This window comes from Cellvibrio japonicus Ueda107, assembly GCF_000019225.1.
In the GTDB taxonomy this organism is placed as follows: domain Bacteria; phylum Pseudomonadota; class Gammaproteobacteria; order Pseudomonadales; family Cellvibrionaceae; genus Cellvibrio; species Cellvibrio japonicus.
Map to the genome: position 1 here is coordinate 2,085,962 of NC_010995.1, position 25,136 is coordinate 2,111,097.

Here is a 25,136-nt window from a genome sequence, read left to right on the forward strand (position 1 = left end):
AATACCAATGAAAAGCCTACCAAAAAAACTGACCTTGACTCTATGGGCAACCACATTCTTCAGTTGGCCCGTCATCGCTCATGAGGGGCATGACCCTTTACTGGCACGCGTCATGATTGACCAATTCGAATGGCGCGATATGGATGAAGCAGATCCTTACGTTTTGGAAGCCCAGGCATGGATCGGTAAAGATCTGCACAAACTCTGGATTAAAACCGATGTGGAACGTGTGAATGGTGAAACTGAGGAAGCTGAAATACAAGCGCTATACAGCCATGCCATTGCCCCTTTTTGGGACGTACAAGTCGGTGTGCGCAAAGACTTGAAGCCCACACCTGATCGCGAATGGGGTGTCATTGGTATCCAGGGACTAGCGCCGTATTTCTTTGAAATTGATGCGGCATTGTTTGTCGGGGATTCCGGGGATACGGCCGCGCGTCTGTCGGCAGAATATGAATGGATGTTTACCCAAAAAGTAGTTTTATCCCCGGAAATCTCGGTGAACTTTTATGGCCAGAACGATATGCACCGGCTGACGGGTTCAGGTCTCTCGGATGCCCAGGCAGGCTTACGGTTGCGTTACGAAATTCGTCGTGAATTTGCACCCTATATTGGTGTGAACTGGACGAGAAGCTTCGGCAATACCGCCGATTTTGTAAGAGACCATGGCGAATCAACCAGTGATACCCAATGGGTAGCTGGCGTTCGCGCCTGGTTTTAAATAGCTGTTTATCCAACGTTAACTAACGAGGACTTAATGATGAAAAAAATACTGATGAATGCTGCTCTGATCTTGTCCAGCACACTACTGATCGCTCCAGCGTTTGCGCATGATCCGGCAGAACACGCCAAAACGGCGGAAGCACCCGATTGTGAAGCCATGAAAAAAATGGATCATTCCAAGATGGATATGAACGATCCGGTCATGCAAGCGCTGATGAAAAAATGCAGCGCTGCACACAGCGAGCATGGCGATCAACACCAGGGAATGGACCATGGTAAGACAACTACCACCAGTAAAGCGGCATCCAGTACAAACCACGAAGGTCATGGCGGCCATTAACAAATTGATGGGAGTGCGACGGTCGTCGCCCTCCCATCTCTATGAGGAGAAGACTGTATGACGTTGATCAAAGTGATACTGCTAACAGCCATTATTATGCTGCTCGCAGGGCTGGGTTTTATTTATTCCGGCGTTTACCCGATGGGTGCCGATGTCCCGCATAACCGGCTGACTTATAGGGCATTGGAAACCTTGCGGGAACAATCGATTGCACGTGCTGCCGCCGATATTCAGGTACCGGATCTTTCGGATGCTGAATTGCTGTTGGCGGGTGGACCTGACTATAACGACATGTGCGCCCAATGCCATTTGAAACCGGGCGTGAAGCGCAGTGATATGAGTATCGGGCTTTATCCCAGTCCGCCTAATTTGTCCCTGGCTCTCGATGCTCATGAGCACACCCATGATGCCGGCGACGCCGCCAGCGCGCAGCGCCAATTCTGGATCATCAAACACGGGATCAAGGCCAGTGGTATGCCCGCCTGGGGTCCAACCCATGATGATCAGCGTATCTGGGCAATGGTGGCGTTTATCCAGAAATTGCCGACCTTGACTCCAGAGCAATACCAGATCCTGACCGCACGCGAGCCAGCTGAAACCAGCCACCACTAAGCGCCCGATAAATAGGGATCGGTTTGATACATCTCAAACAAGCACTATCAGTGACCCCTATGATTACTGAATAACTCAACTGCCAAGAGGTTTACTGATGGAACACACACACGCACATTCTCACCATGAACAAAAGGCGAACCTTACATTGAAAGATCCGGTTTGCGGTATGGCGGTCACCCCTGCATCGCCCCATCACATTGAGCATCAGGCAAAAACCTATCATTTCTGTAGCGCGAGCTGTCAGGCAAAGTTCAAAGCTGATCCCGGCAAGTATCTGAGGACACCAAGTAACGGCAATGTTGGCGATACAGCACCGGCAATATCTGGGTCCGGAGCCGTTTATACCTGCCCAATGCACCCCGAGATTCGTCAAGATCATCCCGGCAGTTGCCCAAAGTGTGGAATGGCTCTGGAGCCACTAATTCCCGAATTAGAAGAGGAGGAAAATCCTGAGTTGCGGGATTTCCAACACCGGTTTTGGTGGACATTGCCACTAACCATTATCGTTACTGTTCTGGCGATGTTTGGTCATCAGCTTCATTTGTTTGATGTACTTACCCAAACCTGGATCGAATTGATCCTGACGTTACCGATTGTATTATGGGCTGGAGCTCCTTTTTTCGTACGCGGCTGGCAGTCGATTATCAATCGCAACCCCAATATGTGGACGCTAATTAGCTTGGGGACAGGTGCGGCGTTTGTTTACAGCCTGGTGGCCACGTTGGCTCCCAGTGTATTTCCGGATTCCTTTGTATCCATGGGACGAGTTTCTGTCTATTTCGAGGCGGCGGCCGTCATCATTTCGCTGACCCTTTTAGGGCAATTACTGGAATTAAAGGCGCGCTCGCAAACCTCGGCGGCGATCAAATCCTTACTCGGTTTAGCTCCAAAAACAGCGCGACGCATTCGCGATGATGGGAGTGAAGAGGATGTGCCACTGACGCATGTCCATGTCGGCGATAAGTTGCGTGTTCGCCCCGGCGAAAAAGTGCCGGTAGATGGTGTCGTTGTGGAAGGTAGCAGCGCAGTGGATGAATCCATGCTGACCGGTGAACCGCTGCCAGTGATGAAACGCGCGGGTGATAAGGTGATCGGTGCAACACTCAATACTAATGGAGCACTCACCATTCAATCTGAGCGCGTTGGATCGTCTACCGTCTTGGCGCAGATTGTTCAGATGGTAGCGCAAGCGCAGCGGTCCAAAGCACCAATGCAACGTATGGCGGATTCTGTTGCCGGTTATTTTGTCGTTGCGGTGGTCGCGGTTGCCGTGCTGACCTTTTTTGCCTGGGGGCTGTTCGGCCCGGAACCGCGTTGGATATTTGGATTAATTAACGCGGTGGCGGTACTGATTATCGCCTGTCCTTGCGCGCTAGGACTGGCTACGCCCATGTCGATTATGGTCGCTACCGGACGTGGTGCGACACAGGGTGTGCTCTTTCGGGATGCCGCTGCCATCGAGAACTTCCGCAGGATAGATACCCTCATTATCGACAAAACAGGAACTCTTACCGAGGGCCGGCCAGCGTTCGACCGCGTGGTGCCTGCCGATAAATTTAGTGATGAAGATGTGTTGCGCCTCTCCGCAAGCCTTGATCAAGGCAGTGAGCATCCGCTGGCCGATGCCATTGTCCAGGCAGCACGTGAGCGCAATCTCACACTGGAAAAAGTTGAACAATTTGAGTCGGGTTCCGGCATCGGAGTCTATGGGAGAGTTTCGGGACGCAGGCTGGCCTTGGGGAACACGGTGCTGATGGAGCAACAGGGTGTTGTTGTCGCGCCGTTGATGTCCACCGCCGAAGCCCTGCGCGGTGAAGGTGCCAGTGTTATGTATCTGGCAGTGGATGGCCAACTCGCGGGTTTACTGGCGGTATCTGACCCCGTTAAACCCAGCACCCCGGAAGCCTTGGCAACGCTAAAAGCGGCTGGTTTGCGCATCATCATGGCAACAGGAGATGGGCTCACAACGGCCAAGGCTGTAGCTGCACGCTTGGGTATCGATGAGGTCTATGGTGAGGTGAAACCGGAGGACAAATTGCGTTTGGTGGAGCGCTTGCAAACCGAGGGCAAGATGGTTGCCATGGCAGGAGACGGGATCAACGATGCACCCGCCCTAGCCAAAGCCGATGTGGGAATTGCCATGGGAACAGGTACCGACGTCGCCATGAATAGCGCACAAGTGACCTTGGTTAAAGGTGATTTACGCGGGATTGCGGTCGCGCGTTTCTTATCGGAAGCCACCGTAACCAATATGAAGCAGAATCTGATGTTTGCATTCTTGTACAACGGACTGGGAATTCCCGTTGCTGCAGGGGTTTTGTATCCCTGGACTGGCTGGTTATTGTCACCCATGATTGCAGCACTCGCGATGAGCCTCAGTTCCGTCTCGGTGATTGGCAATGCGTTGAGGTTAAAACGGCAAAAATCTCCATCAATGATCAACAGACCGGGGTGAATGGATGTTGAAAGCTTGCAAACCCTCAATCCTGGTGGGATATTTTTCTAACGCGTGCATTGAGCTATACTGACACCATGCGCCGCTATTCGTTGTTATTTATCTTACTCCTGAGCTTTGTGATGCCCCTGCAAGTCGCGGCAGACATTCTGTTGTCTGTGTCGCTCTGCCCTGAAGAAATGACAATGGTGATGGATGAGTCCGGTGATAGTGAAACTATGCCTTGCTGCCCTGATGCGGATGAAGCTGACGCTATAAATTCCTGTGAAACCGCTAAATCCTGTCATCTCTGTAAAACACCCGTGCAGGTATATCTCTATACACCCGCGTCGTTTTTCTCTCTTTCAAGCATGTCGGCACGCTCAAAAACTCGCCCATTGAATCTTGCTGTCTTCAATCCCGCCAGTATCTGGCGACCTCCGAACGCCTCCTGAGTTAATACGATTTCACCTCGCTTGAACCGGTAAAGATGCCGGGTGTTTAGGCGGGACGTTTTTTATCGTCTCTCAGGAATCATATGAATGAACAATAATCTCTCTGTACGCCTACTTGCAGCCGTTGGGCTAAGCACGTTGGTACTTGGCATTGCGATAGGTATTGGTTGGCAGCACCTGCATAAATCTCTCCCTATACCGTCACCTCAAAAGGATGCTGCTGATAAGGCCAAACAGGAACCCAAGGTGCTCTATTGGTATGACCCCATGGTGCCTGACCGGCATTTTGACAAACCGGGGCCATCACCTTTTATGGATATGGATCTGGTACCCAAATATGCGGCGCCATCAACCCAGGAATCGGGGCTAACCATTGATGCAGCCCTGGTGCGAAACCTCGGTATGCGCAAAGCCAGGGTGCAGCGCCTACCAATACATAGCGAGCTGGAAGTCGCTGGGCAATTGCAATTTAACCAGCGCAACCAGGCGATAGTGCAATTGCGCGCGGCGGGGTTTGTGGAAAAAGCCTGGCCGCTAGCGGTGGGTGACAAGGTCAGTGCCGGTCAGCCGCTTGCCGAATTCCAGATACCCGAATGGCTGGACGCCCAAAATGAGCTGCTCTCCCAACCGATTGACCAGAATCCTCATTTGTTAGCGACATTGCGTGCACGCCTGCAATTACTCGGGATGCCCAATGCCTTGATTGCCAGAGTGGAAAAAACCCGCCAACCAGAGACCCGTGTAACCATCACGTCACCCATCTCGGGTGTGGTGGATATGCTGGATGTTAAAGTCGGTATGGCGCTGACCGGTGGTGCTACTCTGGCAAAAATTAACAATCTGGACAGCCTGTGGCTGGATGCTGCCATTCCTGAAGCACGAGCAACCGGCTTGCGCGCAGGTGACAAGGCAATTTTCAATTCCGCTAATCCCGGTGACCCTGTACTGATCGGCACGCTGGAATACCTGTTGCCATCTATCAATGTCGGCTCCCGCACCTTGACTGCCCGTATCCTGTTGGATAATCCCGAAGGACGCCTGAAACCCGGCACCAGTGGACGTGTAATCTTGCAATCATCCACTGGAGAAACCGGATTGTTTGTACCCACTGAGTCGGTAATCCGCACGGGAAAACGGGTGTTGGTGATGCTGGCTGAGGCTGGTGGCAAATTTCGCCCAGTGGAAATTATTACTGGCCATGAGGTGGGTAACCAAACACTCATCAGCGAGGGTTTAGAGGAGGATCAGGAGGTGGTGGCCAGCGGCCAGTTCCTGTTGGACTCTGAAGCCTCCTTTTTGGGAATTGCACCAAAAACAGCGGGAGGACACGACAATGATTAGCCGGTTGATTCATTGGTCTGTCGCCCACCGGGTTTTGGTGCTTTTAACCTCGCTGTTGCTCAGCGGCTGGGGAGTTTGGGCCATCAAATCCACACCCATTGATGCCTTACCCGACTTATCGGATGTGCAAGTCATTATCCGCACCAGCTTCCCCGGCCAAGCGCCCGAGCTGGTGGAAAACCAGGTGACTTACCCCTTGGCCAGCAAAATGCTTTCGGTGCCCGGCGCTAAAACCGTGCGCGGTTATTCAATGTACGGCGATAGTTTTGTGTATGTTTTGTTTGAGGATGGCACCGATCTTTACTGGGCGCGCTCCCGCGTTTTGGAGTCCTTGAGCCAAATGCAAGCGCAGCTACCGGCCAGCGCCACTCCGGCATTGGGGCCGGATGCCACCGGTGTGGGCTGGATATTCCAGTACGCCCTGGTCGATAAGACGGGCCAACAGGATATTGCCCAATTGCGAGCATTGCAGGATTGGTTCCTGCGTTTTGAACTGGCGCCTTTACCGGATGTGGCCGAAGTCGCCGCTATCGGCGGTATGGTCAAGCAATACCAAGTGGTGCTGGACCCGATCCGCCTTGCAGCCCATAACTTGTCCCATGAGGCGGTGATTACCGCTGTGCAGCAGGCTAATCAGGAAACTGGTGGCGGTGTTCTTGAGCTGGGTGAAGCCGAACTGATGATCCGTGCCAGCGGTTACTTGCGCACATTGGATGATTTCAAATCTATACCGCTAAAGTTGGTGGAGAACATTCCCGTTACCCTGGCCGATGTTGCCCACATCCAGCTCGGGCCGGAAATGCGCCGGGGTATTGCGGAACTGGATGGAGAAGGTGAAGTCACCGGCGGTATTGTGGTGATGCGCTCGGGCGGAAATGCCCGCGCTACTATCGCAGCGGTTAAGGAAAAATTGGCGCAACTTCAAGGCAGTTTGCCAGACGGAGTCGAGATCATCGCCACTTACGACCGCAGTTTGCTGATCGACCGCGCCGTTACCAACCTGACCTATAAACTACTTGAAGAATTTTTGGTGGTTGCACTGGTCTGTGCTTTATTCCTCTGGCATTGGCGCTCTGCGTTGGTAGCGATTGTGGCCCTGCCACTTGGGGTGTTGATTGCTTTTGTAGTGATGCGCTACCAGGGGATCAACGCCAATATCATGTCCCTTGGCGGCATTGCCATTGCCATAGGGGCGATGGTGGATGCAGCCATCGTTATGATTGAAAATGCCCACAAACATCTGGAGCGATGGCAGCAGCAACATCCCGAGCAAGAACTCATCGGTGAGAAACGCTGGCAGGTATTGACCCAGGCTGCTGCTGAGGTGGGACCCGCGCTGTTTTTCTCGCTGCTTATTGTCACTCTCTCGTTTATTCCGGTATTTACGCTAGAAGCACAGGAAGGTCGGCTCTTTGGCCCACTCGCGTTCACCAAAACTTACGCGATGGCAGCAGCAGCTGGTTTGTCTATCACGCTAATTCCAGTGCTGATGGGTTACTGGATTCGTGGCCGGATTCCGGAGGAACACCAAAACCCCATCAATCGCTGGCTGATCCGGGGTTATCGTCCACTGTTGACCGGAGTTTTGCGTCACCCGAAAACGACACTGGGTTTTGCATTGGCGGTATTACTGAGCACCGCCTGGCCACTGAGCCAGCTGGGCAGTGAATTCCTGCCGCCGCTGGACGAAGGGGATTTACTGTACATGCCCAGTGCCTTGCCGGGGTTAAGTGCCCAACAGGCCAGCCGCTTGCTGCAACAAACAGATCGGCTGATTAAAACTGTCCCGGAAGTGGAGCGCGTGTTTGGCAAGGCTGGCCGCAGCGACAGCGCTACTGATCCGGCCCCGCTGGAGATGTTTGAAACTACCATCCAGTTTAAGCCCCGTGATCAGTGGCGCCTCGGCATGACTCCCGAAAAACTCATGGCTGAACTGGATGCACGGGTCAAAATACCGGGGCTATCCAATATCTGGATTCCGCCCATCCGCAACCGCATCGATATGCTGGCCACCGGGATCAAAAGCCCCATCGGCGTCAAGGTTGCAGGCCAGAACCTGGCCGATATAGACCATGTCGCCCAACAGGTTGCGCAAGTTGCCAAAACCGTCCCCGGTATCTCCTCGGCAGTTGCCGAGCGCTTGGGTGGTGGGCGCTATCTTGATATCCAGTTCGACCGCGCTGCACTCGCACGTTATGGTCTGAGCATCACTCAGGCGCAGTCCGTAGTAAGCAGTCTAATTGGCGGCGACAATATTGGTGAAGTCGTAGATGGACGTGCACGTTTCCCTATCAACCTGCGCTATCCGCGCGATTGGCGTGACAGCATTGGCAAGCTGCAAAACCTACCCATCATTACTCCACTCGGCAGCCAAATCACACTGGGTACGATTGCCACCATCAAGGTCACCGATGGCCCCAGCATGCTCAAAAGCGAAAATGCCCGCCCCACCAGTGTGGTTTACATTGATGTACGCGACCGCGACTTGGGATCGACGGTGAGAGATCTACAACAAACCATTAAGCAACAGGTGACTTTACTACCGGGCACCAGTATCAGCTACGCAGGCCAGTTTGAATTTATGGAACGCGCCAATGCCCGCCTGCAATGGATTGTCCCGGCAACGCTCGTTATCGTTCTTGTGCTGTTATTCCTGACCTTTTCCCGCCTGGATGAAGCCCTGTTAATCATGGGCACTTTACCTTTTGCATTAACTGGCGGCATTTGGCTGTTATACCTGATGGACTACGAGCTATCAGTTGCAACAGCCGTCGGGTTTATTGCACTGGCCGGGGTGTCTGCCGAATTCGGGGTAATCATGTTGCTCTACCTGAAACAGGCCTGGCAGCGGCGCATCGAATTGGGCACTACAACACAGCAGGATTTGCTTGATGCTATTCAAGAGGGTGCAGTATTACGGATTCGCCCCAAAATGATGACGGTGACGGTAATTGTTGCGGGCTTGCTGCCGATATTTTTAGGCAGTGGTACGGGTTCGGAAATTATGAGCCGAATTGCCGCGCCGATGGTGGGCGGGATGCTCACAGCGCCATTGCTGTCATTGTTCGTGATACCCGTTGCGTATCAAATGATGCGGGGCAGCACTAGAATGAAATCAACCCATAACGATCAGGAATGACAGGCACACACATGCTGGACGAAACCTCTCAACGGTTAAGCGCACTCTACGCGCGTTTTTCTCCTGCCTCGAAGGAGCGCTTTGTGGCATCACTTTTCATGATCGCCAACATCCAACCGCAGGAGCCGTGCTGGTGCGGCAGCCAAAAACTATTCATGGATTGCCACCGCGACCGGCAACGTCAGCGAAAAATAACGGACAGTGAAACGCGATCTAACCTGTCCCGCATTATGGATGCCAATGAATTTTGTTGCGCGACATTCGATGCGGCCAATTGCGGAACGTTTATAAAGGGCGCCCATACCATCCAGCGCGGTCGTGTATTGCAAAGTATGGCCAAGAATGGGCATGTCGGCACTTTTTACCGAAACATTCATGGATTTAGCAATGTGGGGGATATAAAAAATGGCGTAAAGCGTCAAGCATCTATTTTTTACGGATTTTGCGATTACCACGATACCGAATTATTTAAAAGCTTTGAGGTTTCGGAATTCACAGTATCACCGGAAAATTGTTGGGCCAGTTCCTACCGCGCCATTTGTCATGAGTATTATCAGAAGCATGCGGCGAAATCCGCCGTGGCGTGGCAAAAAGACCATAGCGATCGGGGTTACGAGCTATATGAACAATTACTGCTGCAGGAACAACTGGCATTGCTTGAGCGCGACATCCGTAAAGGGTTTGACGATATCAACTTCATCAAACAAAAATTTGAGGCGTTGAAAACGAACAATCAGCTGCATCAATTTACGAGCTACATCGTCCAGCTTGACCAACCACTGGATATTGCCGTGTGTGCCACTGTATCGCCGTACTACGATATCAACGGAGTGAAAATTCAAAACCTCGGCGACCCATATATAAACTTTCAACATTTTTTTATATCGACCGTGACACTGCAAGGTAACGCCGCTTACCTCATTGCCCATTTAAATGAGCACTCGATCATAAAGGACTATTTGCGTGACGTATTTTCCAGAGACAACCCATTTATTCTGGATTGGCTGACCAAATCCATTTTTGCCTACTCTGAAAATACCTATTTTCGTCTCGACTGGTGGTCATCACTGGATCCGCAACGTCAGCAAGCCATTTACGGCTTAGCCATGGACGAAAATTACACTAGACCGTTTGAATACGATGACATGGTCAGTGCGTCTGTGCGTGCAAAAATCCAATCAATTATGGTTGTGTAATGCGTGGCGTGAAACCGCGTTCCTATCAGCGGCACAATGTAGCGCCTAAGAAATTTTGGCAGCTCATGCCTGCACTCAGAGGAACGCAAGGCAATGGGCGATGCCCAAGGAGTCCCGACCTTATCAAAGGAGGCAAACCATGCAAATTTTTCCCGCCATCTCATGTTATTTATCGCGCGCTGCGCTTGTGATGTGTCTCGCCAGTGCGAGCGCACTGAACGCCGTCGCAGAAGAACCCGGCAAAGGAAAAACCGCGCCGTTTGAGGTGCATTATCTGACCATGATGATTGATCATCACTTCAGTGCATTGCGAATGACAGAACTCGCAGCGGGCACTGAACAGAGGATTGCCAGCGAAGTTTCACCGCATGACCGAGTGCATCCCAGCCCCGGTTTTAGCGCAACGGAGCCGCATGCCGTATTGCCGGAAATCAAATCACTGTCACGCAGCGCTAATCGTATGCAGCGCGAAGAAATCCTGACCGCGCAAAAATTCCTGAAAGAATGGTACGGGGTTGATTACGAACCGAAGCTGTCCGAGGAGGCGCGACGGGACATCGCCACGCTGGAAGCCTTACAGGGTGCGGAATTTGATAAAGCGTTTTTGAAAATGTTTTCGCAGCACCACTACCAAGCAGCAGAATCATCACTGCAATGTCTCGTGGCGCGCGATCTTGAGCATCACGATTTGCATCGCTATTGTGAAAATATTATGCACGCACAAGTCAATGAAATTGACCACATGCGCCATCTCGCCTGTAAACATTACGAAAAGTGCGACATCCAACCGCAGCACAAAAAATCGCGTCGTCACCATTAACCCCGATGGGCGACAAGGACGTCGCATTGATGAAACTTCTCTGCGCAATCATTCGTTGCATGACTTACGCTCTTCTGCTACCTGCCGAAAAACATCGAGGTCTTCTTGCGGTAGGTAGCAGCATGCACGTGCGAGAGTGGCCCTGAATTAAGCCGCCATTTCCCGGCAGCTCTCGGCGCACTTGCGACACGCCGCAACACAATCCTCCATATCACCGACAGCTTCACAACTGTTTGCACAGGCTACGCAAATTTCTGCGCAGACTTTGCAGAGTTGTGCGCTGAAAGGCGATCCACTTAATTGTAAACACGCGGAGGTTTCACACACTTTGGCGCAATTGAGCATAAGTTTGAAATGCTCGGGCTCGACGTGTTTACCGCCCATGGGCAGGCAATGGTTAAGCGCGGTGGAATAACAGGTTTCAGCGCAGGATGAACAGATATCTGCGCAATCGGAATGCATAGCGTTATGGGACATGGTTGGTCTCCTCATTGTGTGAATGTTGGTACGACAACGGTGCTACCCAAGGGCTCGGTGCGATGACTGCAAAACCGCAAATACGGTAAAAAATCGCGATGAATCCGGTAGTCCGGTCTTGTTTGGAGAACCTGACTGCCGGAATCGTTCAACCGTGTAAAAGAAAGTCGCCGAATTATTCACTGGCGACGGCCACCTCATAATCCACAGCTTCAATGGCTTTTACCAAGTCCCCAACGGGTTGGGTACTATCGATACTTACCTTGCGTGCCGGTATATCGATAGTCAGTTGTGCATCGGGATCCAAAGCTTTGACGGCTTGGGTGATATGCCGGGCACAGCTACCGCAGGTCATGTTTTTAACGAGTAATGTAGTCATCACTTTCTCCGGGTTGGTTAATAAACACAGCCAGTGTCAGGCTTGCCTCGGTGGCAAGGTCAAGTATTTCTGTATCCCCTGATGTCATTTAAAAAAAGTGCTTGACCTTACCATGATGGGAAGGTCGAAACTGATGTTACTGTGACATTGAGGAATAACATCATGATTGACTCAACAACGACTGATTACGACCTACCCATTGAAGGGATGACGTGCGCCTCTTGTGCCGGACGCGTAGAAAAAGCACTGCGCGCAGTACCCGGCGTAGAAGACGCTGCGGTGAATCTAGCAACAGAAAAGGCCCACATCCGTACGAAAGGCCACACGGATGCGAAAGTTCTGCAAACAGCCGTTGAACGGGCTGGTTATACCGTAACCGCTGCCGAGACCACACTGGGCATTGAGGGAATGACCTGTGCGTCCTGCGTGGCCCGTGTCGAAAAAGCGCTTAGGGCGGTACCGGGTGTTATTGATGCGACTGTGAACCTCGCTACCGAGAAAGCCCACATTAATGCCTTGCCCGGTATTTCGCGCGCTAGCCTGGTGTCAGCTGTGCAAAAGGCCGGTTACGACGTTCGTCCGGAAAATCCTTTCACTGCGCCCGCTGTCGCCGAGCCTGCTCGCTGGTGGACTGTGCTGGAAACCCGGCACCTTGTACTGGCCACCATCCTTTCTTTTCCGCTGGTGGTGCCCATGTTGTTGTCGGTGTTCGGTGTTCACCTAACGATTCCCGGTTGGATCCAGTGGGCGCTGGCAACGCCGGTCCAATTCTGGCTGGGTGCGCGCTTCTACCATGCTGGCTGGAAAGCGCTGAAGGCTGGCAGCGGCAATATGGATTTACTGGTTGCGCTGGGTACCACCGCCGGTTACGGATTAAGTGTGTACCAGTTGTTTTCAGCCCATGCTGCCCATGGGGAAAGCCATTTTTATTTTGAAGCTTCTGCAGTAGTTATCACCCTCGTACTGCTGGGGAAATGGCTCGAAAGCCGCGCCAAACACCAAACCGCTGCCGCAATTCGTGCCCTGCAGGCGTTGCAACCTGCCACGGCTTGGGTTCGAGTGGACGGACGCGAGATTGAAACACCCATTGAACAGGTCATGCCCGGCGACCAGGTTGTGGTGAAACCGGGCGAACGGGTACCCGTGGATGGCGTCATCCTCGAAGGCCAAACCCATATGGACGAATCCATGATTACTGGTGAAAGCCTGCCGGTTACCAAACAGCCAGCGGACACCGTGACCAGCGGCGCCATTAACGCGGAGGGGCTGGTTGTAGTAGAAACCCAGGCGGTGGGCGCAGAGACGACGCTCGCCCGGATTATTCGATTGGTGGAAAACGCGCAAGCGGCCAAGGCGCCCATCCAGCGCCTGGTGGATAAAGTCAGCGCTATTTTCGTCCCGGTCGTTATCGTTATTGCTGCTGCGACCTTCATCGGTTGGTGGTGGTACAGCGGCGATGTGCAACAAGCCATTATTAACGCCGTGGCGGTACTGGTTATCGCGTGTCCCTGCGCGCTGGGCCTTGCGACACCCACCGCGATTATCGCGGGCACCGGGGTGGCTGCACAGCACGGGATTCTGATCAAGGACGCTGAAGCATTGGAAATTGCGCACCGGGTCTCGACAGTCATCTTTGACAAAACGGGTACCTTGACGCTCGGCAAGCCACGCCTGACGGCCTACGAAGCGATGAATGGCGATCACCAGAATTTGTTACGCCTCTCCGCAGCGGTACAACACGGTAGTGAACACCCCTTGGCGAAAGCTGCCATCACCGCCGCCGGGGAACAGCGTCTTCAGGTACCCTCGGCGAACAATCACACGGCATTGGCGGGACGCGGTGTCTCTGCGCAGGTTGAAGGAACCCTGCTAAACCTCGGTAACACCCGGCTAATGGATGAACTGGCAATCGATTTATCACCGCTAAAAGCACGGGCAGCAAGTCTCGAAGCGCAAGGTAATACCATCTCCTGGCTTGCCCGTGTCGGGGATTACCGGGAATTGATCGGGTTATTGGCCTTCGGCGATGAAATCAAACTCGAAGCACAAGCAGCAGTTAACGAGCTTCATCGTCACCACATCAATACCGTCATGATCACGGGCGATAACCAAGGCAGCGCCAGCTCTGTGGCAGCTACCCTGGGCATTCAGGACTTTGTGGCTAATGTGCTCCCAGCGGATAAAGCGGCGGCCGTGAGCCGGTTAAAAGCACAGAATGCGGTAGTGGCGATGGTGGGTGATGGTATTAACGATGCACCGGCGCTGGCAGCGGCAGATGTTGGTATTGCCATGGCCACCGGGTCGGATGTAGCCATGCACACGGCCGGTATTACACTGATGCAAAGTAACCCGCAGCGGGTGGTTGACGCGATTGATATCTCCCGTCGCACCTACGCGAAAATCCGGCAGAACCTGTTTTGGGCGTTTATCTATAACCTGGTGGGGATACCGCTCGCCGCTTTGGGTTTGTTAAGCCCGGTCATTGCCGGTGCGGCCATGGCATTCAGCAGTGTCAGTGTGGTGACCAATGCGCTGCTGTTAAAGCGATGGCAGCCACGGTCTTCAGAAAAACACTCATCGTCGGCGCAGTGAGGTAACGATTATGAATATCGGACAAGCAGCGAAGGCCAGTGGCGTGACCGCGAAAATGATCCGCCATTACGAATCGATAGGACTCATCGTCCAATCACATCGGACTGAGGCCGGGTACCGGCAGTACACCACCACGGATCTGCATAATTTGCGTTTTATCAAAAGCGCGCGTTCACTCGGTTTTTCGCTGGAGGATATCAGACAATTATTGTCACTCTGGCAAGACAAAGCGCGTGCGAGCGCCGATGTGAGAATTTTGGCCCAGCATCACCTCGACGAGCTTAATAAAAAAATCCACGAGCTGACGCAGATGCGCGATGTGATCCAGGGACTCGTCGCGCACTGTCAGGGCAATGAGCGGCCGGATTGCCCGATTATCGCCGGCATTGCCCATTCGTGTTAATGCCGATGCTCAACATTCTGGAAACGCAGAGACGTCGTTAACATGGGCATGAGATACGAAAAGATACACCTAGCTTGGCGGGTGATTTTTACTGTGGATTGCTTTTAGCCTGGCACCAAGTGTATGCGCGAATCATCAAGTCTCCGTCAGGGCTTTCAGAATTCCACAGTCTTTAACGGATCGAGAGCTATTACACTGTGTCCGCAGACTGATTAATTGTTCACGCAATGTGGTTAATTCCGCGATACGCGCATCAACCTCCAGCACATGTGCATCAACAATCTGATTGATCTCGCCACAGGCCTCTTCCGGTGTTGCCTGATATTTAATTAACTCACGTATTTCATGCAGGGTAAGACCAAGGTTTCGGCATTGTTTGATAAACCCCAATTGCCGTGATGATTCGGTGTCGTAAAGGCGGTAATTACCCTCAGTTCGCTCTGGAACGGACACCAATCCCGCCTGTTCGTAGAACCGGATTGTCTGTACAGATAGACCCGTTTGTTTTGCCAAGGCACCAATTTTCATGTAATAACTCCCGCTTGACCCTCTAGTAACTATAGAGTTTATAGTGAACACATCTACTTTGACACAAGCGAGGCAGTACCATGAGTGATTGCGATTGCGATGTTGAGCTAAAAGACGGTGACCAGAAGACCGTCCTGTATTGGTTACTGGGTATCAATGCAGTGATGTTTATGCTGGAGTTGGGCGTTGGTTGGTTTGCTCAGTCCACTGGCTTGATTGCAGATTCCCTGGATATGTTGGCAGACGCGATTGTGTATGGCATTGCCCTGTACGCTGTAGGTCGTGCCATAACCGACAAAGCCAGAGCCGCGTTGGTCAGCGGTTATTTTCAGCTAATCCTCGCCGCCTTTATTGTGATCGATATTGTTCGGCGCGTGGTGTTTGGCAGTGAACCGGCGTCCCAACTGATGATGGGAATGGGTCTGCTTGCACTGGCCGCTAATGTTACCTGCCTGCTGTTGATCCAGCGGCACCGCCACGGCGAAGTGCACATGCGAGCCAGTTGGATCTTTTCTACCAATGATGTACTGGCTAATCTCGGGGTGATTATCAGCGGCGCATTGGTGGCCTGGATGAGTTCGCGCTGGCCAGACATTATTATCGGCAGCCTGATTGTCATACTCATCTTGCGCGGAACCTGGTTGATACTGGGTGATGCCAAACGGGAACTTAAAGAGCACAGCGCACCGGTAGAGTCTTGCTGTGATAAACCATGCGGGTCCTCACAAAACAGCGGACACAAATGATGCCACTACACGGTTTACTGATAGGCTTTGACCTGCGACCGGCCAGTTCCGCTCATACCTCACATCTTTAGGATCCTGATCTGGTGAAGCCTTTGTTACGCCATCGTCATTTTGCACTTGTTGCCCTGGCACTCTGGCTGATAGCCAGTTGGAGCGGTGTGCAAGGGCATTTTTGCTTCGATGGCAGCGAGCCGCCCATTGCCTTTCACATCGATGTCATGGATGGGCACCTGTTTGATGAACCCGGTGAGGCAGACCAGGACGTTGATATCCAAAAGCCGCAGTCGCTCTCCGCCAAACCGTTTCAGTGGGATGTGTTCGCGCCGTTAATGGCCGTTGTTTTCATCATCCTGCTGCAACAGCAGCAAGTAACCTCCGTTTTACCCGTCAGAAACTTACGTTTTCATCCTCCGTTACGCCTGCGTCCACCACTGCGCGCTCCTCCTGCCACTGCCTGATTCTTGCTCCTGAAAATATCCTTCGCCCCCGATGAGTAAGTATTACTTGCCGGGAGACATTTATTTCAGCTGGAGTCCACATCCATGCGCTTTTTCTCTACAGCAATCACCAGTATTGCGGTCGCTTTTCTTAGTTATTCTTCTTCAGGTATGGCAGCGCCTTCTGGCGCTATCCGACTGGACGAAGCGCTCAAGGCAACACTTGAGCATAATCCGGCATTGGCTGGATATCACTTTAAAGCCGATGCCTTGGCCGGTGAGCAGACAACCGCCTCGTTGCGTCCGGAATACCGGATTGCCGCCGAACTGGAAAATGTAGCAGGTTCCGGAGATCTGCATGGCACGCAGTCGGGCGAATTGACTATTGCCGTCTCCTCCGTCATTGAACTGGGTAACAAACGCGATGCGCGGGCGGGCGTCGTCACCGCCCGGCAGCAGCAATTGCAGTCTGAACAACGCCTCCTTTCACTGGATTTATTGTCGGCGGTGACCCGCCAATTCTTGCTGCTGGTCGCCGCGCAGGAACAGCTGGCAATACATAAAGATGCGGCGCAACTCGCGCGTTCAACCCAGGATTCGCTGCGTAAATTGGTGCAAGCAGGACGGTTACCAGAGGCAGAATTACTGCGCGCGGAAGCCGGTCTTGCCAGAGCCGCTATTGCCCTGCAACAAGCTGAACAACAAGTGCGTGCTGAACGCCTCCGGTTATCCGCTTACTGGGCGGATCCCACACCCGATTTCGCGACGGCACAAGGCGATCTCTACGCATTGATACCATCAATTCCTTTGACTGACCTTGAATCACGGCTCGATGCCAACCCTGACCTGGCGGTATTGGTCTCGGAGATTGACCTGCGGTCGGCAGAACTGCGGGAGGCCCGATCACACCAGCGCGCTGACCTGGAGTGGAGCGCCGGTGTAAGACGGTTTGAAGAAACCGGCGATTCAGCGGCGGTACTAGGCCTCAGCATGCCACTGGGTGCCAGTCGACGCGGCAGTGGCGCGGTTACAACGGCCACCGCACAACATGCAGGCGCCGAGCAAGCCTTAGAAAGTGCGCGAATTCGTCTTCAGGGCGAACTGACAGCTCTTTACGACGAACAACAACAAGCGGTCAGTGAACTGGCCATGCTCCGCACCCGGGTAGTTCCTGCATTAAAACGTGCGTTGCGGGAAACCGCCCAGGGGTTCGATGTGGGCCGGTACAGCTATCTGGAATTTACCCTTGCCCAGAGTGAGTTCCTGGATGCTCAGTTGGCCGTGATTGATGCTGCCCAGCGCGCGCAGCATACCCGCATTGAGCTGGAGCGGCTTACGGGTACCGCAATAACTGATCAACACGAGGTTACACCATGAATCTATCCTGTAAAAAACGGCTGGCATGGATCCCGGCCACGGCCTGCCTTCTGGCATTGATCTGTGTCACGAGTCTGCCTGCGGCCCGCGCCGCGGATAAGGACGATGACAAACATGTCGAGCACAAGGAAACAAAAAAAACACCCAAACCGGCAGATGGCAAAGAATCTGAAGAGCATGAAGACGATGAAGCCGAAGGACATATCCGCTTGTCCAGTGAGCAATTACGGAAGGCGGGTATTCAGGTAGTTTCAGCAGGTTCGGTCTCCATTCGACAAACCTTTCCTGTACATGGCGTTGTAACCCCGAACGCCGAGGGCATTGCGCGCATCGCCGCTCGTTTTCCCGGCGTCATACGGCAGTTCACCCGCAAACCAGGAGAACAGGTGGCAATGGGCGATGTGCTCGCAACCATCGAAAGCAATGAAAGCCTGAAGGTGTACAGCGTGACCGCGACGGTAGCGGGCATTATTACTGATCGTCAGGGCGCTGTTGGCGAGCAAACCACCGATACCCCGTTGTTTACCATCCTCAATAGCGCAAACCTGTGGGTAGAGTTGAGTGTTTTTCCCCGGGATGTTGTACATGTGAAGCAAGGACAAACCGTTGTCATTCGCCAACCGCAGCGTGGATTGATTGCCGAAGGCCGACTGGATTATGTCGGCAACACCGCCAACCCGGTTAATCAGGCTATTACGGTTCGCGCTGCTGTGAACAACACCGAGGGCCACTGGATTCCCGGGCATTTTGTGAGTGCAGAGGTCGTGTTGTCGGAGAGTCCGGCGGCGGTTGCGGTACGCAACGAGGCTTTGCAGACACTCGATGGAAAGACCGTCGTATTTGTGAAGGAGCCTAATGGTTTTGCTCCGCGAGCGGTTCAAACCGGACGTACCGATTACCGATACACAGAGATTACTAATGGTCTCGCTGCCGGTGAATCCTATGTCGCGGTGAACAGCTTTATCCTGAAAGCGGATCTGGGTAAGGAGAGCATTGAAGATGATGATTAATTCTCCTCACGGTGGCACCCGTTTCTCCAGCGGGAGTGCCGCACTATGATTGATGCATTGATCCGATTTTCCATCGCGCGCCGATGGCTAATTATGGTGTTTGTTGCACTCATTACCGTAGCCGGAATCTGGAATTACCAACGTTTGCCTATCGATGCGGTACCCGACATCACCAACGTACAAGTCCAGATCAACACCCAAGCACCGGGTTATTCGCCACTGGAAGTCGAACAGCGTATTACCTATCTCGTTGAAGTTGCTATCGCCGGGCTTCCTCATGTGGAAAGTACCCGGTCTATTTCCCGTTACGCCTTGTCACAGGTGACCGTGGTATTTGAGGACGGCACGGATATTTACTTTGCTCGCAATATCCTCAATGAACGATTGCAACAAGCGAAAAGCCAGATGCCTGCGGGTATTGAGCCAGAGATGGGGCCCGTAGCTACGGGCCTGGGTGAAATATTCCACTATTCAGTACATGCCGATGCCAAGGCACGCCAACCCAACGGTGAGCCTTATGACGCGATGGCGCTACGCACGTTGCAGGATTGGGTCATACGGCCGCAACTGCGGCTGGTCCCCGGTGTGACTGAGGTGAATACGATTGGTGGTTTCGAAAAACAGCTTCACGTTACACCGGATCCCGCACTTCTGCTGGCCTATGGTGCCGTGTTCGATGACCTGGTAGATGCACTGGAAAAAAACAACACCAACATTGGTGCGGGCTACATCGAAAAAAATGGTGAGCAATACCTGATTCGGGCTCCCGGCCAACTGGCAGATATCGCTGCCATTAAAAAAGTCATTGTCACTCGTCGCGATGGGGTGCCTGTCACGATTGGGGATCTTGCCGAGGTCGAATGGGGTAAGGAGCTGCGCACCGGTGCTGCGACCCGCGACGGTGAGGAAACCGTTCTCGGAACTGCCGTTATGCTGGTTGGCGAAAACAGCCGGACAGTATCGCGCGCCGTGGCGGCGAAATTGGACGAGATCAATCGCACACTTCCCGAGGGCGTGAAAGCGGATGCGGTGTATGACCGAACGGCCTTGGTGGAAAAGACCATATCCACGGTGCAGACCAATTTGCTGGAAGGCGCCATCCTGGTGGTGGTCGTGCTGCTTGTCATGTTGGGAAATGTCCGCGCAGCGTTGCTTACCGCATTGGTCATTCCACTGTCCATGCTCATACTCATGACCGGGATGGTGCAGACCAAAGTCAGTGCCAACCTGATGAGCCTGGGTGCACTGGATTTTGGCCTGATTGTCGATGGTGCAGTAATTATCGTCGAGAACTGCCTGCTTCGGCTTGCGCAGCGTCAACATCATGTAGGTCAGATCCTTAGCCTTGAGGAGCGGCTGGACACGGTGTTTAAGGCTACCCGCGAGGTGTTCACGCCCAGCCTTATCAGTGTGTTGGTCGTGATTCTGGTAAACATCCCGATCCTGGCGCTCACCGGTGTGGAGGGCAAGATGTTCATTCCGATGGCAGTTACCGTGATCATGGCATTACTCGGTGCGCTGGTATTGTCGCTGACTTTCGTCCCCGCCGCTGTCGCGTTGTGTATGACAGGCAGGATTGAGGAAAAGGAAAACCGGGTGATCGCCAAGTCCCGTGCCGCTTATGGGCCAACACTCGATATGGCGCTCCAGCGTCGGGTACCCATCCTGATCGGCGCCGTGGTATTGGTCATTGGATCCGGCTGGTTAGCGTCCCGCATGGGCACTGAATTTATCCCCGAGCTGGATGAGCACGATGTCGCCGTGCAAGCGTTGCGGATCCCCGGTACCAGCCTTACCCAATCTGTCGAAATGCAGTTCCAGGTGGAGCGTGCACTGAAAGCGGTCCCCGAAGTGAACACCGTGTTTGCCCGGGTCGGTACGGCTGAAGTAGCCAGCGACCCCATGGGGCCTAACGTGTCTGATGGCTATGTGATGTTAAAAGACGCCAATGACTGGCCGGATCCAGACAAGCCCAAGGTGGAGGTATTGGAAGCGATTGAGGAAGCACTGGAGAAAGTCCCGGGCAATGCGTACGAGATCAGCCAGCCAGTCCAGATGCGCGTCAATGAATTAATTTCCGGCGTCAGATCCGATCTGGGTGTGAAGATTTACGGTGACGACATGGAGCAGCTTCGTATCGCGGGCACCCGGATTGCCGCTGTGCTTAATCGCATTCCAGGTGCAGATGAAGTCAAGGTGGAGCAGACAGAGGGTTTACCCATTCTCTCTGTCGACGCTGATCGTGATCTATTGCTACGTTATGGACTCAACATGGCTGAGGTGCAAGATACATTAGCCGCCGCCACAGGTGGTGAAGAGGCAGGACAGCTGTTTGAGGGTGACCAACGCTTCGGGCTTGTGGTCCGGCTCCCTGAAACGTTGCGCAATGATGTGAAAGCGTTAGCGTATCTTCCCATCCCGTTACCAGAGGGTGGTTATGTTCCCTTGGGCGAAGTTGCCCGCCTCACCCTGGCACCTGGGGTCAATCAAATCAGTCGCGAGAATGGCAAGCGACGCCTGGTGGTAACTGCTAACGTCGGCGGCCGCGATCTGGGCGGATTTGTAGCCGAAGCTCAGGAAAAAATTACGCAACAGGTCAAGCTGCCACCTGGCTACTGGCTCGATTACGGTGGCACCTTCGAACAATTGCAGTCAGCCTCCACACGCTTGACCTTGCTGGTGCCATTGACCTTATTGATGATTTTCGCATTGCTGATGATGACCTTTGGTTCAGCCAAAGATGCGTTATTGGTATTTAGTGGGGTGCCGCTCGCGTTGACCGGTGGAGTTATTTTTCTGTGGTTGCGGGACATTCCATTATCAATCACGGCCGGGGTCGGATTTATCACCTTGTCCGGGGTGGCAGTGCTTACCGGCGTCATGATGGTGTCTGCGTTTCGCGATGGATTGAAACACGGTTTGCCACTGGAAAATGCTATCCGCGAGGGTGCCATGCTGCGCTTGCGTCCGATCCTGATGGTCGCCCTGGTGGCGGCATTGGGGTTTTTGCCGATGGCATTGAATACCGGTACCGGCGCAGAGGTTCAACGGCCACTGGCCACCGTGGTGATTGGCGGGATTATTTCATCCACTATGTTGACCCTGCTGGTATTGCCGGGCTTATACCGTATGGCTTATCAAAAAATACACAAAAGCCAATAAACAAACTGTCACCGGCTCCGTGCTGGTGACAATTTAATTCTGGCGCACTGAATATCCACAGCGCGCCTTTGCCAGGAGACTGGAATTATGAAACTGATCACTGCGCTTTTACATCATGTGCGAGTAACCGCTGTTATTGATGCACTGAATGATGCCGGTTATCGCAACCTCAATTTGCAAGATATTAAGGGCACGCTTAAACCGTTGGGTGATTTTGAATTAACGTATTCGTCAGAGGCCCGGCTGGTTATTTCTGAAGTGCAACTATCACTGCCCTGTGAAGACGGGGAAGTGGAATCGATTACCCGGATTATCCGCGAGGCTGGTCGTATCGGCAGCGAAATTTCCGGGTGGGTCTATGTTAGCGCTATTGAACAGGCATTACCTATCGGCGGCGCCTAGGTTAAAAATGTGCGACTGGGGCCGCTTTCCCAGTCGCCTTGAGGTTCACTACGCAAGAGTTTTTATGATTACCCTGTCCAGGATACTCATTGCATTTTGCCTCACGTCAATGATGGTCAAAATTGATAGTGAACAGATTTATATCCACTCGATTCCTAAACTTGGAGGTAAAAACAACGGTGAATAATTCGAAACGTTTCCATATGAGTATTAGGAGTGTATTTGTAACCTGGTTTCTGATTGCGGGTTCTGCATTCGCACAAAACGCTGCCCCCGGAGATTCAAAGCAGCTATGGCAGCTCCTTGACTACGTCGCGGTTGACTACAGCGGAGCGGTCGCAGACGGTGTTGTCATCAGCGAAGCGGAATACGCTGAAATGCTGGATTTCACAATGAATGCGGGCACGCAGTTACAGTCGTTACCCGAGCATGAATCCAAGCAAAACATCGCCAGCAAAATTGCCGAACTGCGCGCAGCTGTCCTGCAAAAACACGCCGCTAACGATGTCGCCCACCTTGCGCAACAAGCAAATGCACTCTTGATAACTGCTTATCCCTTTCGGGTAGCGCCAGGAACTGTTCCCGATCTTGTTCGCGGTCAATCCCTGTATGCAGTGCAATGCGCTTCATGCCATGGCACCGAAGGAAAAGGTGATGGTCCGCTTGCAGAAAAGTTGGAGCCCAAACCCATTGCGTTTACGGATGCGGAGCGTGCTCGCACGCGCAGCATCATGGCGCTTTATCAGGTAATTTCCCAAGGGGTGGAAGGCACGTCGATGGTGAGTTTTAATTCACTACCCGAAGAGGATCGATGGGCGCTCGCATTTTATATCGGTACATTTTCTTACGATGAATCCATGCGCGAACAGGGCAAGCAACTGTGGGATAGCAACGATGGGCAGGCAAAGAACCTCTTCACCGATTTAACCGCGCTCACCACAATCACTGAAGCAGCACTGGCCGATACAACGCAAGAAAATACTGCTCGTCCCCTAATGGCATACCTAAGGGCCAATCCCGCCGTAGTAGAAGCAAACAAACCCGTGGGCTTGGCGTTATCGCGGTTACGTCTTGCAGAAAGCCTCGCCGCTGTGCGAGCCGGAGATCGAGATCGTGCTACCCGCTTGAGCTTGTCGGCATACCTGGATGGTTTTGAACCGCTTGAACCCGTAGTCGCTACTCGTGATAGTGCGTTGATGATCGCCGTTGAAAGAGCAATGCTTAACTATCGCTCAGCCGTCGCTAAAGGAACGGTTGATGATGCTGAAGCAGCGGCTGCCGAATTAGAGCAGCTTTTCTCGCAAGTTGATGGCTTATTGCAAGAAGCCAAAACAGACCCGACGACTACTTTCATCGGGGCGCTCACGATTCTTTTGCGCGAAGGAGTTGAAGCATTGTTAATTGTTATCGGCATGATCACGTTCCTGAAAAAGACGGATAAACCCGATGCGCTCCGCCACGTTCACAGAGGATGGATAAGTGCCTTGATAGCGGGTGTCCTGACGTGGGTGGTAGCAACCTATTTGATAGGAATCAGTGGAGCTAACCGCGAGGTGACCGAGGGTGTCGGGTCATTACTCGCCGCTGTCGTTTTGCTGAGTGTTGGGTTATGGATGCATCAAAAAAGCAGCGCGGGTAAGTGGCAAGATTATCTGAAAGGAAAACTATCAGCAGCGGTTTCGAGTCGATCCGCATGGGCGCTATTTGCACTGGCATTCATTGCGGTGTATCGGGAAGTTTTTGAAACGGTGCTGTTTTATTCCGCACTGGCAGCAGATGGCAACAGTGGAGCGCTGATCGCTGGCTTTTTAACGGCAGTATTATTATTGGTTGTGATTGCATGGATATTATTGCGCACCACTGCACGCATGCCGTTAGAGATGTTTTTCTCTTTCACGTCCATCCTGGTAATGATCCTTGCAGTAATTTTGACAGGTAAAGGCGTGTCAGCGTTACAAGAAGCAGGATGGATTGGTGTAAATCTAATTGCTGCTCCTCGCATAGAATGGCTTGGTCTTTATCCGACGTTAGAGACATTCGCTTCACAGGCAGTGGTTACATTGATAGCAGTGGGATATTTCAGTTTTGACTGGATTAAAACCAGTAATAAGGAAATCAAAACATAAAAAATAATTGATATTTACGAAATACATTTACACGGTGTAAAGCGGCTTGAAAAAGGGGAATAAAATCAAAGTTGAAAAAGCCCGACCATTCTTGAAATCGTCGGGCTTTTTGCTTTTTCAGTCGCCGTCTTCAAGTGAGTTGATGAGGATATCCAAACCCTCGTGAGGATCGACGCCCAGGACTTGGCAATACCTCACAAACTCAAGGACTTCAATTTTCCGGCGATCCTGTTCCATCTTACCCAGAACCGAATGATGCCGCCCCATGGCGAGCGAGGCTTCGCGGAGCGTCAAGCCACTCGCTTCCCGCTGCTTTTTTAGCCAGGTGCGTAGCTGCTCATACTGAGGTGAGTAAGGAGATGATTTCATTGTCTCGATGATAGAGACAGGATAGAATGGCGCGAAATTCGAGACACGGGGCGCCAATCTCTATC

Annotated in this window: 21 protein-coding genes; 17 read left to right on the forward strand and 4 right to left on the reverse strand. The window is 52.7% G+C overall.

All coding sequences use genetic code 11. From position 1 onward, the window contains the following. Window positions 1-7 precede the first annotated feature (7 nt). From CJA_RS08905 to CJA_RS08940, 8 genes are all read left to right on the forward strand, one after another. Window positions 8-721, forward strand: a complete 714-nt coding sequence (locus CJA_RS08905) for a copper resistance protein B (RefSeq protein WP_012487444.1) — start codon at window positions 8-10, stop codon at window positions 719-721. Between the two features lie 36 nt (window positions 722-757). Further along, entirely contained in the window at window positions 758-1,063 is a 306-nt protein-coding gene (locus CJA_RS08910; protein ID WP_012487445.1) for a hypothetical protein, read from the forward strand. A gap of 57 nt (window positions 1,064-1,120) precedes the next feature. Next, window positions 1,121-1,675 (forward strand): c-type cytochrome, encoded by a 555-nt coding sequence (locus tag CJA_RS08915; RefSeq protein WP_012487446.1) that lies wholly within the window; start codon window positions 1,121-1,123, stop codon window positions 1,673-1,675. Window positions 1,676-1,772: 97 nt separating this feature from the next. Continuing rightward, window positions 1,773-4,133, forward strand: a complete 2,361-nt coding sequence (locus CJA_RS08920) for a heavy metal translocating P-type ATPase (protein WP_012487447.1) — start codon at window positions 1,773-1,775, stop codon at window positions 4,131-4,133. Window positions 4,134-4,654: 521 nt separating this feature from the next. Beyond that, on the forward strand, window positions 4,655-5,908 hold the full coding sequence (locus tag CJA_RS08925) for an efflux RND transporter periplasmic adaptor subunit (RefSeq protein ID WP_012487448.1): 1,254 nt from the start codon (window positions 4,655-4,657) through the stop codon (window positions 5,906-5,908). Beyond that, on the forward strand, window positions 5,901-9,047 hold the full coding sequence (locus CJA_RS08930; RefSeq protein WP_012487449.1) for an efflux RND transporter permease subunit: 3,147 nt from the start codon (window positions 5,901-5,903) through the stop codon (window positions 9,045-9,047). The genes CJA_RS08925 and CJA_RS08930 overlap by 8 nt, the downstream gene beginning before the upstream one ends. Window positions 9,048-9,058: 11 nt before the next feature. Then, a complete protein-coding gene (locus tag CJA_RS08935) occupies window positions 9,059-10,243 on the forward strand; it encodes an SEC-C metal-binding domain-containing protein (RefSeq protein WP_148208838.1) in 1,185 nt (394 codons plus the stop codon). 139 nt (window positions 10,244-10,382) lie between these two features. Continuing rightward, a complete protein-coding gene (locus CJA_RS08940; protein ID WP_012487452.1) occupies window positions 10,383-11,063 on the forward strand; it encodes a DUF305 domain-containing protein in 681 nt (226 codons plus the stop codon). A 147-nt stretch (window positions 11,064-11,210) separates the two neighbouring features. On the opposite strand, the gene CJA_RS19045 is transcribed toward CJA_RS08940, so the two are convergent. Together CJA_RS19045 and CJA_RS08945 are read right to left on the reverse strand one after the other, a co-directional pair. Beyond that, window positions 11,211-11,540, reverse strand: a complete 330-nt coding sequence (locus CJA_RS19045; RefSeq protein WP_083766848.1) for a four-helix bundle copper-binding protein — start codon at window positions 11,538-11,540, stop codon at window positions 11,211-11,213. A 175-nt stretch (window positions 11,541-11,715) separates the two neighbouring features. Beyond that, a complete protein-coding gene (locus CJA_RS08945) occupies window positions 11,716-11,919 on the reverse strand; it encodes a heavy-metal-associated domain-containing protein (RefSeq protein ID WP_012487453.1) in 204 nt (67 codons plus the stop codon). Between the two features lie 162 nt (window positions 11,920-12,081). Between CJA_RS08945 and CJA_RS08950 the strand changes: the two genes are divergently transcribed. Continuing rightward, window positions 12,082-14,511 carry a heavy metal translocating P-type ATPase gene (locus tag CJA_RS08950; protein ID WP_012487454.1) on the forward strand — a complete coding sequence of 810 codons (2,430 nt, stop codon included), beginning with the start codon at window positions 12,082-12,084 and terminating at the stop codon, window positions 14,509-14,511. Window positions 14,512-14,521: 10 nt separating this feature from the next. Beyond that, window positions 14,522-14,914: a Cu(I)-responsive transcriptional regulator gene (gene cueR, locus CJA_RS08955; protein WP_012487455.1), complete on the forward strand. Its 393-nt coding sequence runs from the start codon at window positions 14,522-14,524 to the stop codon at window positions 14,912-14,914. Between the two features lie 135 nt (window positions 14,915-15,049). Here the strand turns inward: cueR and cadR are convergent, their stop codons facing one another. Continuing rightward, window positions 15,050-15,442 (reverse strand): Cd(II)/Pb(II)-responsive transcriptional regulator, encoded by a 393-nt coding sequence (cadR, locus tag CJA_RS08960; protein WP_012487456.1) that lies wholly within the window; start codon window positions 15,440-15,442, stop codon window positions 15,050-15,052. A gap of 80 nt (window positions 15,443-15,522) precedes the next feature. Here cadR and CJA_RS08965 point away from each other — a divergent pair, with 80 nt between their 5' ends. The 7 genes from CJA_RS08965 (at window position 15,523) to CJA_RS08995 (ending at window position 24,702) form a co-directional block, all read left to right on the forward strand. Further along, complete coding sequence (locus tag CJA_RS08965) at window positions 15,523-16,188, forward strand: cation efflux transmembrane domain-containing protein (protein ID WP_012487457.1); 666 nt, start codon at window positions 15,523-15,525, stop codon at window positions 16,186-16,188. 83 nt (window positions 16,189-16,271) lie between these two features. Then, entirely contained in the window at window positions 16,272-16,646 is a 375-nt protein-coding gene (locus CJA_RS08970) for a hypothetical protein (protein ID WP_012487458.1), read from the forward strand. Window positions 16,647-16,730: 84 nt separating this feature from the next. Then, the gene (locus CJA_RS08975; protein WP_012487459.1) at window positions 16,731-18,002 is read left to right on the forward strand and encodes a TolC family protein; all 1,272 of its coding nucleotides are present in this window, start codon (window positions 16,731-16,733) and stop codon (window positions 18,000-18,002) included. Next, window positions 17,999-19,012 carry an efflux RND transporter periplasmic adaptor subunit gene (locus CJA_RS08980; RefSeq protein ID WP_012487460.1) on the forward strand — a complete coding sequence of 338 codons (1,014 nt, stop codon included), beginning with the start codon at window positions 17,999-18,001 and terminating at the stop codon, window positions 19,010-19,012. The genes CJA_RS08975 and CJA_RS08980 overlap by 4 nt, the downstream gene beginning before the upstream one ends. A 45-nt stretch (window positions 19,013-19,057) precedes the next feature. After that, window positions 19,058-22,174: an efflux RND transporter permease subunit gene (locus CJA_RS08985; protein WP_012487461.1), complete on the forward strand. Its 3,117-nt coding sequence runs from the start codon at window positions 19,058-19,060 to the stop codon at window positions 22,172-22,174. Between the two features lie 87 nt (window positions 22,175-22,261). Further along, a complete protein-coding gene (locus tag CJA_RS08990; protein WP_012487462.1) occupies window positions 22,262-22,576 on the forward strand; it encodes a P-II family nitrogen regulator in 315 nt (104 codons plus the stop codon). A gap of 179 nt (window positions 22,577-22,755) precedes the next feature. Further along, window positions 22,756-24,702 (forward strand): cytochrome c/FTR1 family iron permease, encoded by a 1,947-nt coding sequence (locus CJA_RS08995; RefSeq protein WP_041551376.1) that lies wholly within the window; start codon window positions 22,756-22,758, stop codon window positions 24,700-24,702. A gap of 117 nt (window positions 24,703-24,819) precedes the next feature. Here CJA_RS08995 and CJA_RS09000 read toward each other — a convergent pair whose 3' ends face one another. Then, window positions 24,820-25,128: a helix-turn-helix domain-containing protein gene (locus tag CJA_RS09000; protein WP_012487464.1), complete on the reverse strand. Its 309-nt coding sequence runs from the start codon at window positions 25,126-25,128 to the stop codon at window positions 24,820-24,822. Window positions 25,129-25,136: the final 8 nt, after the last annotated feature.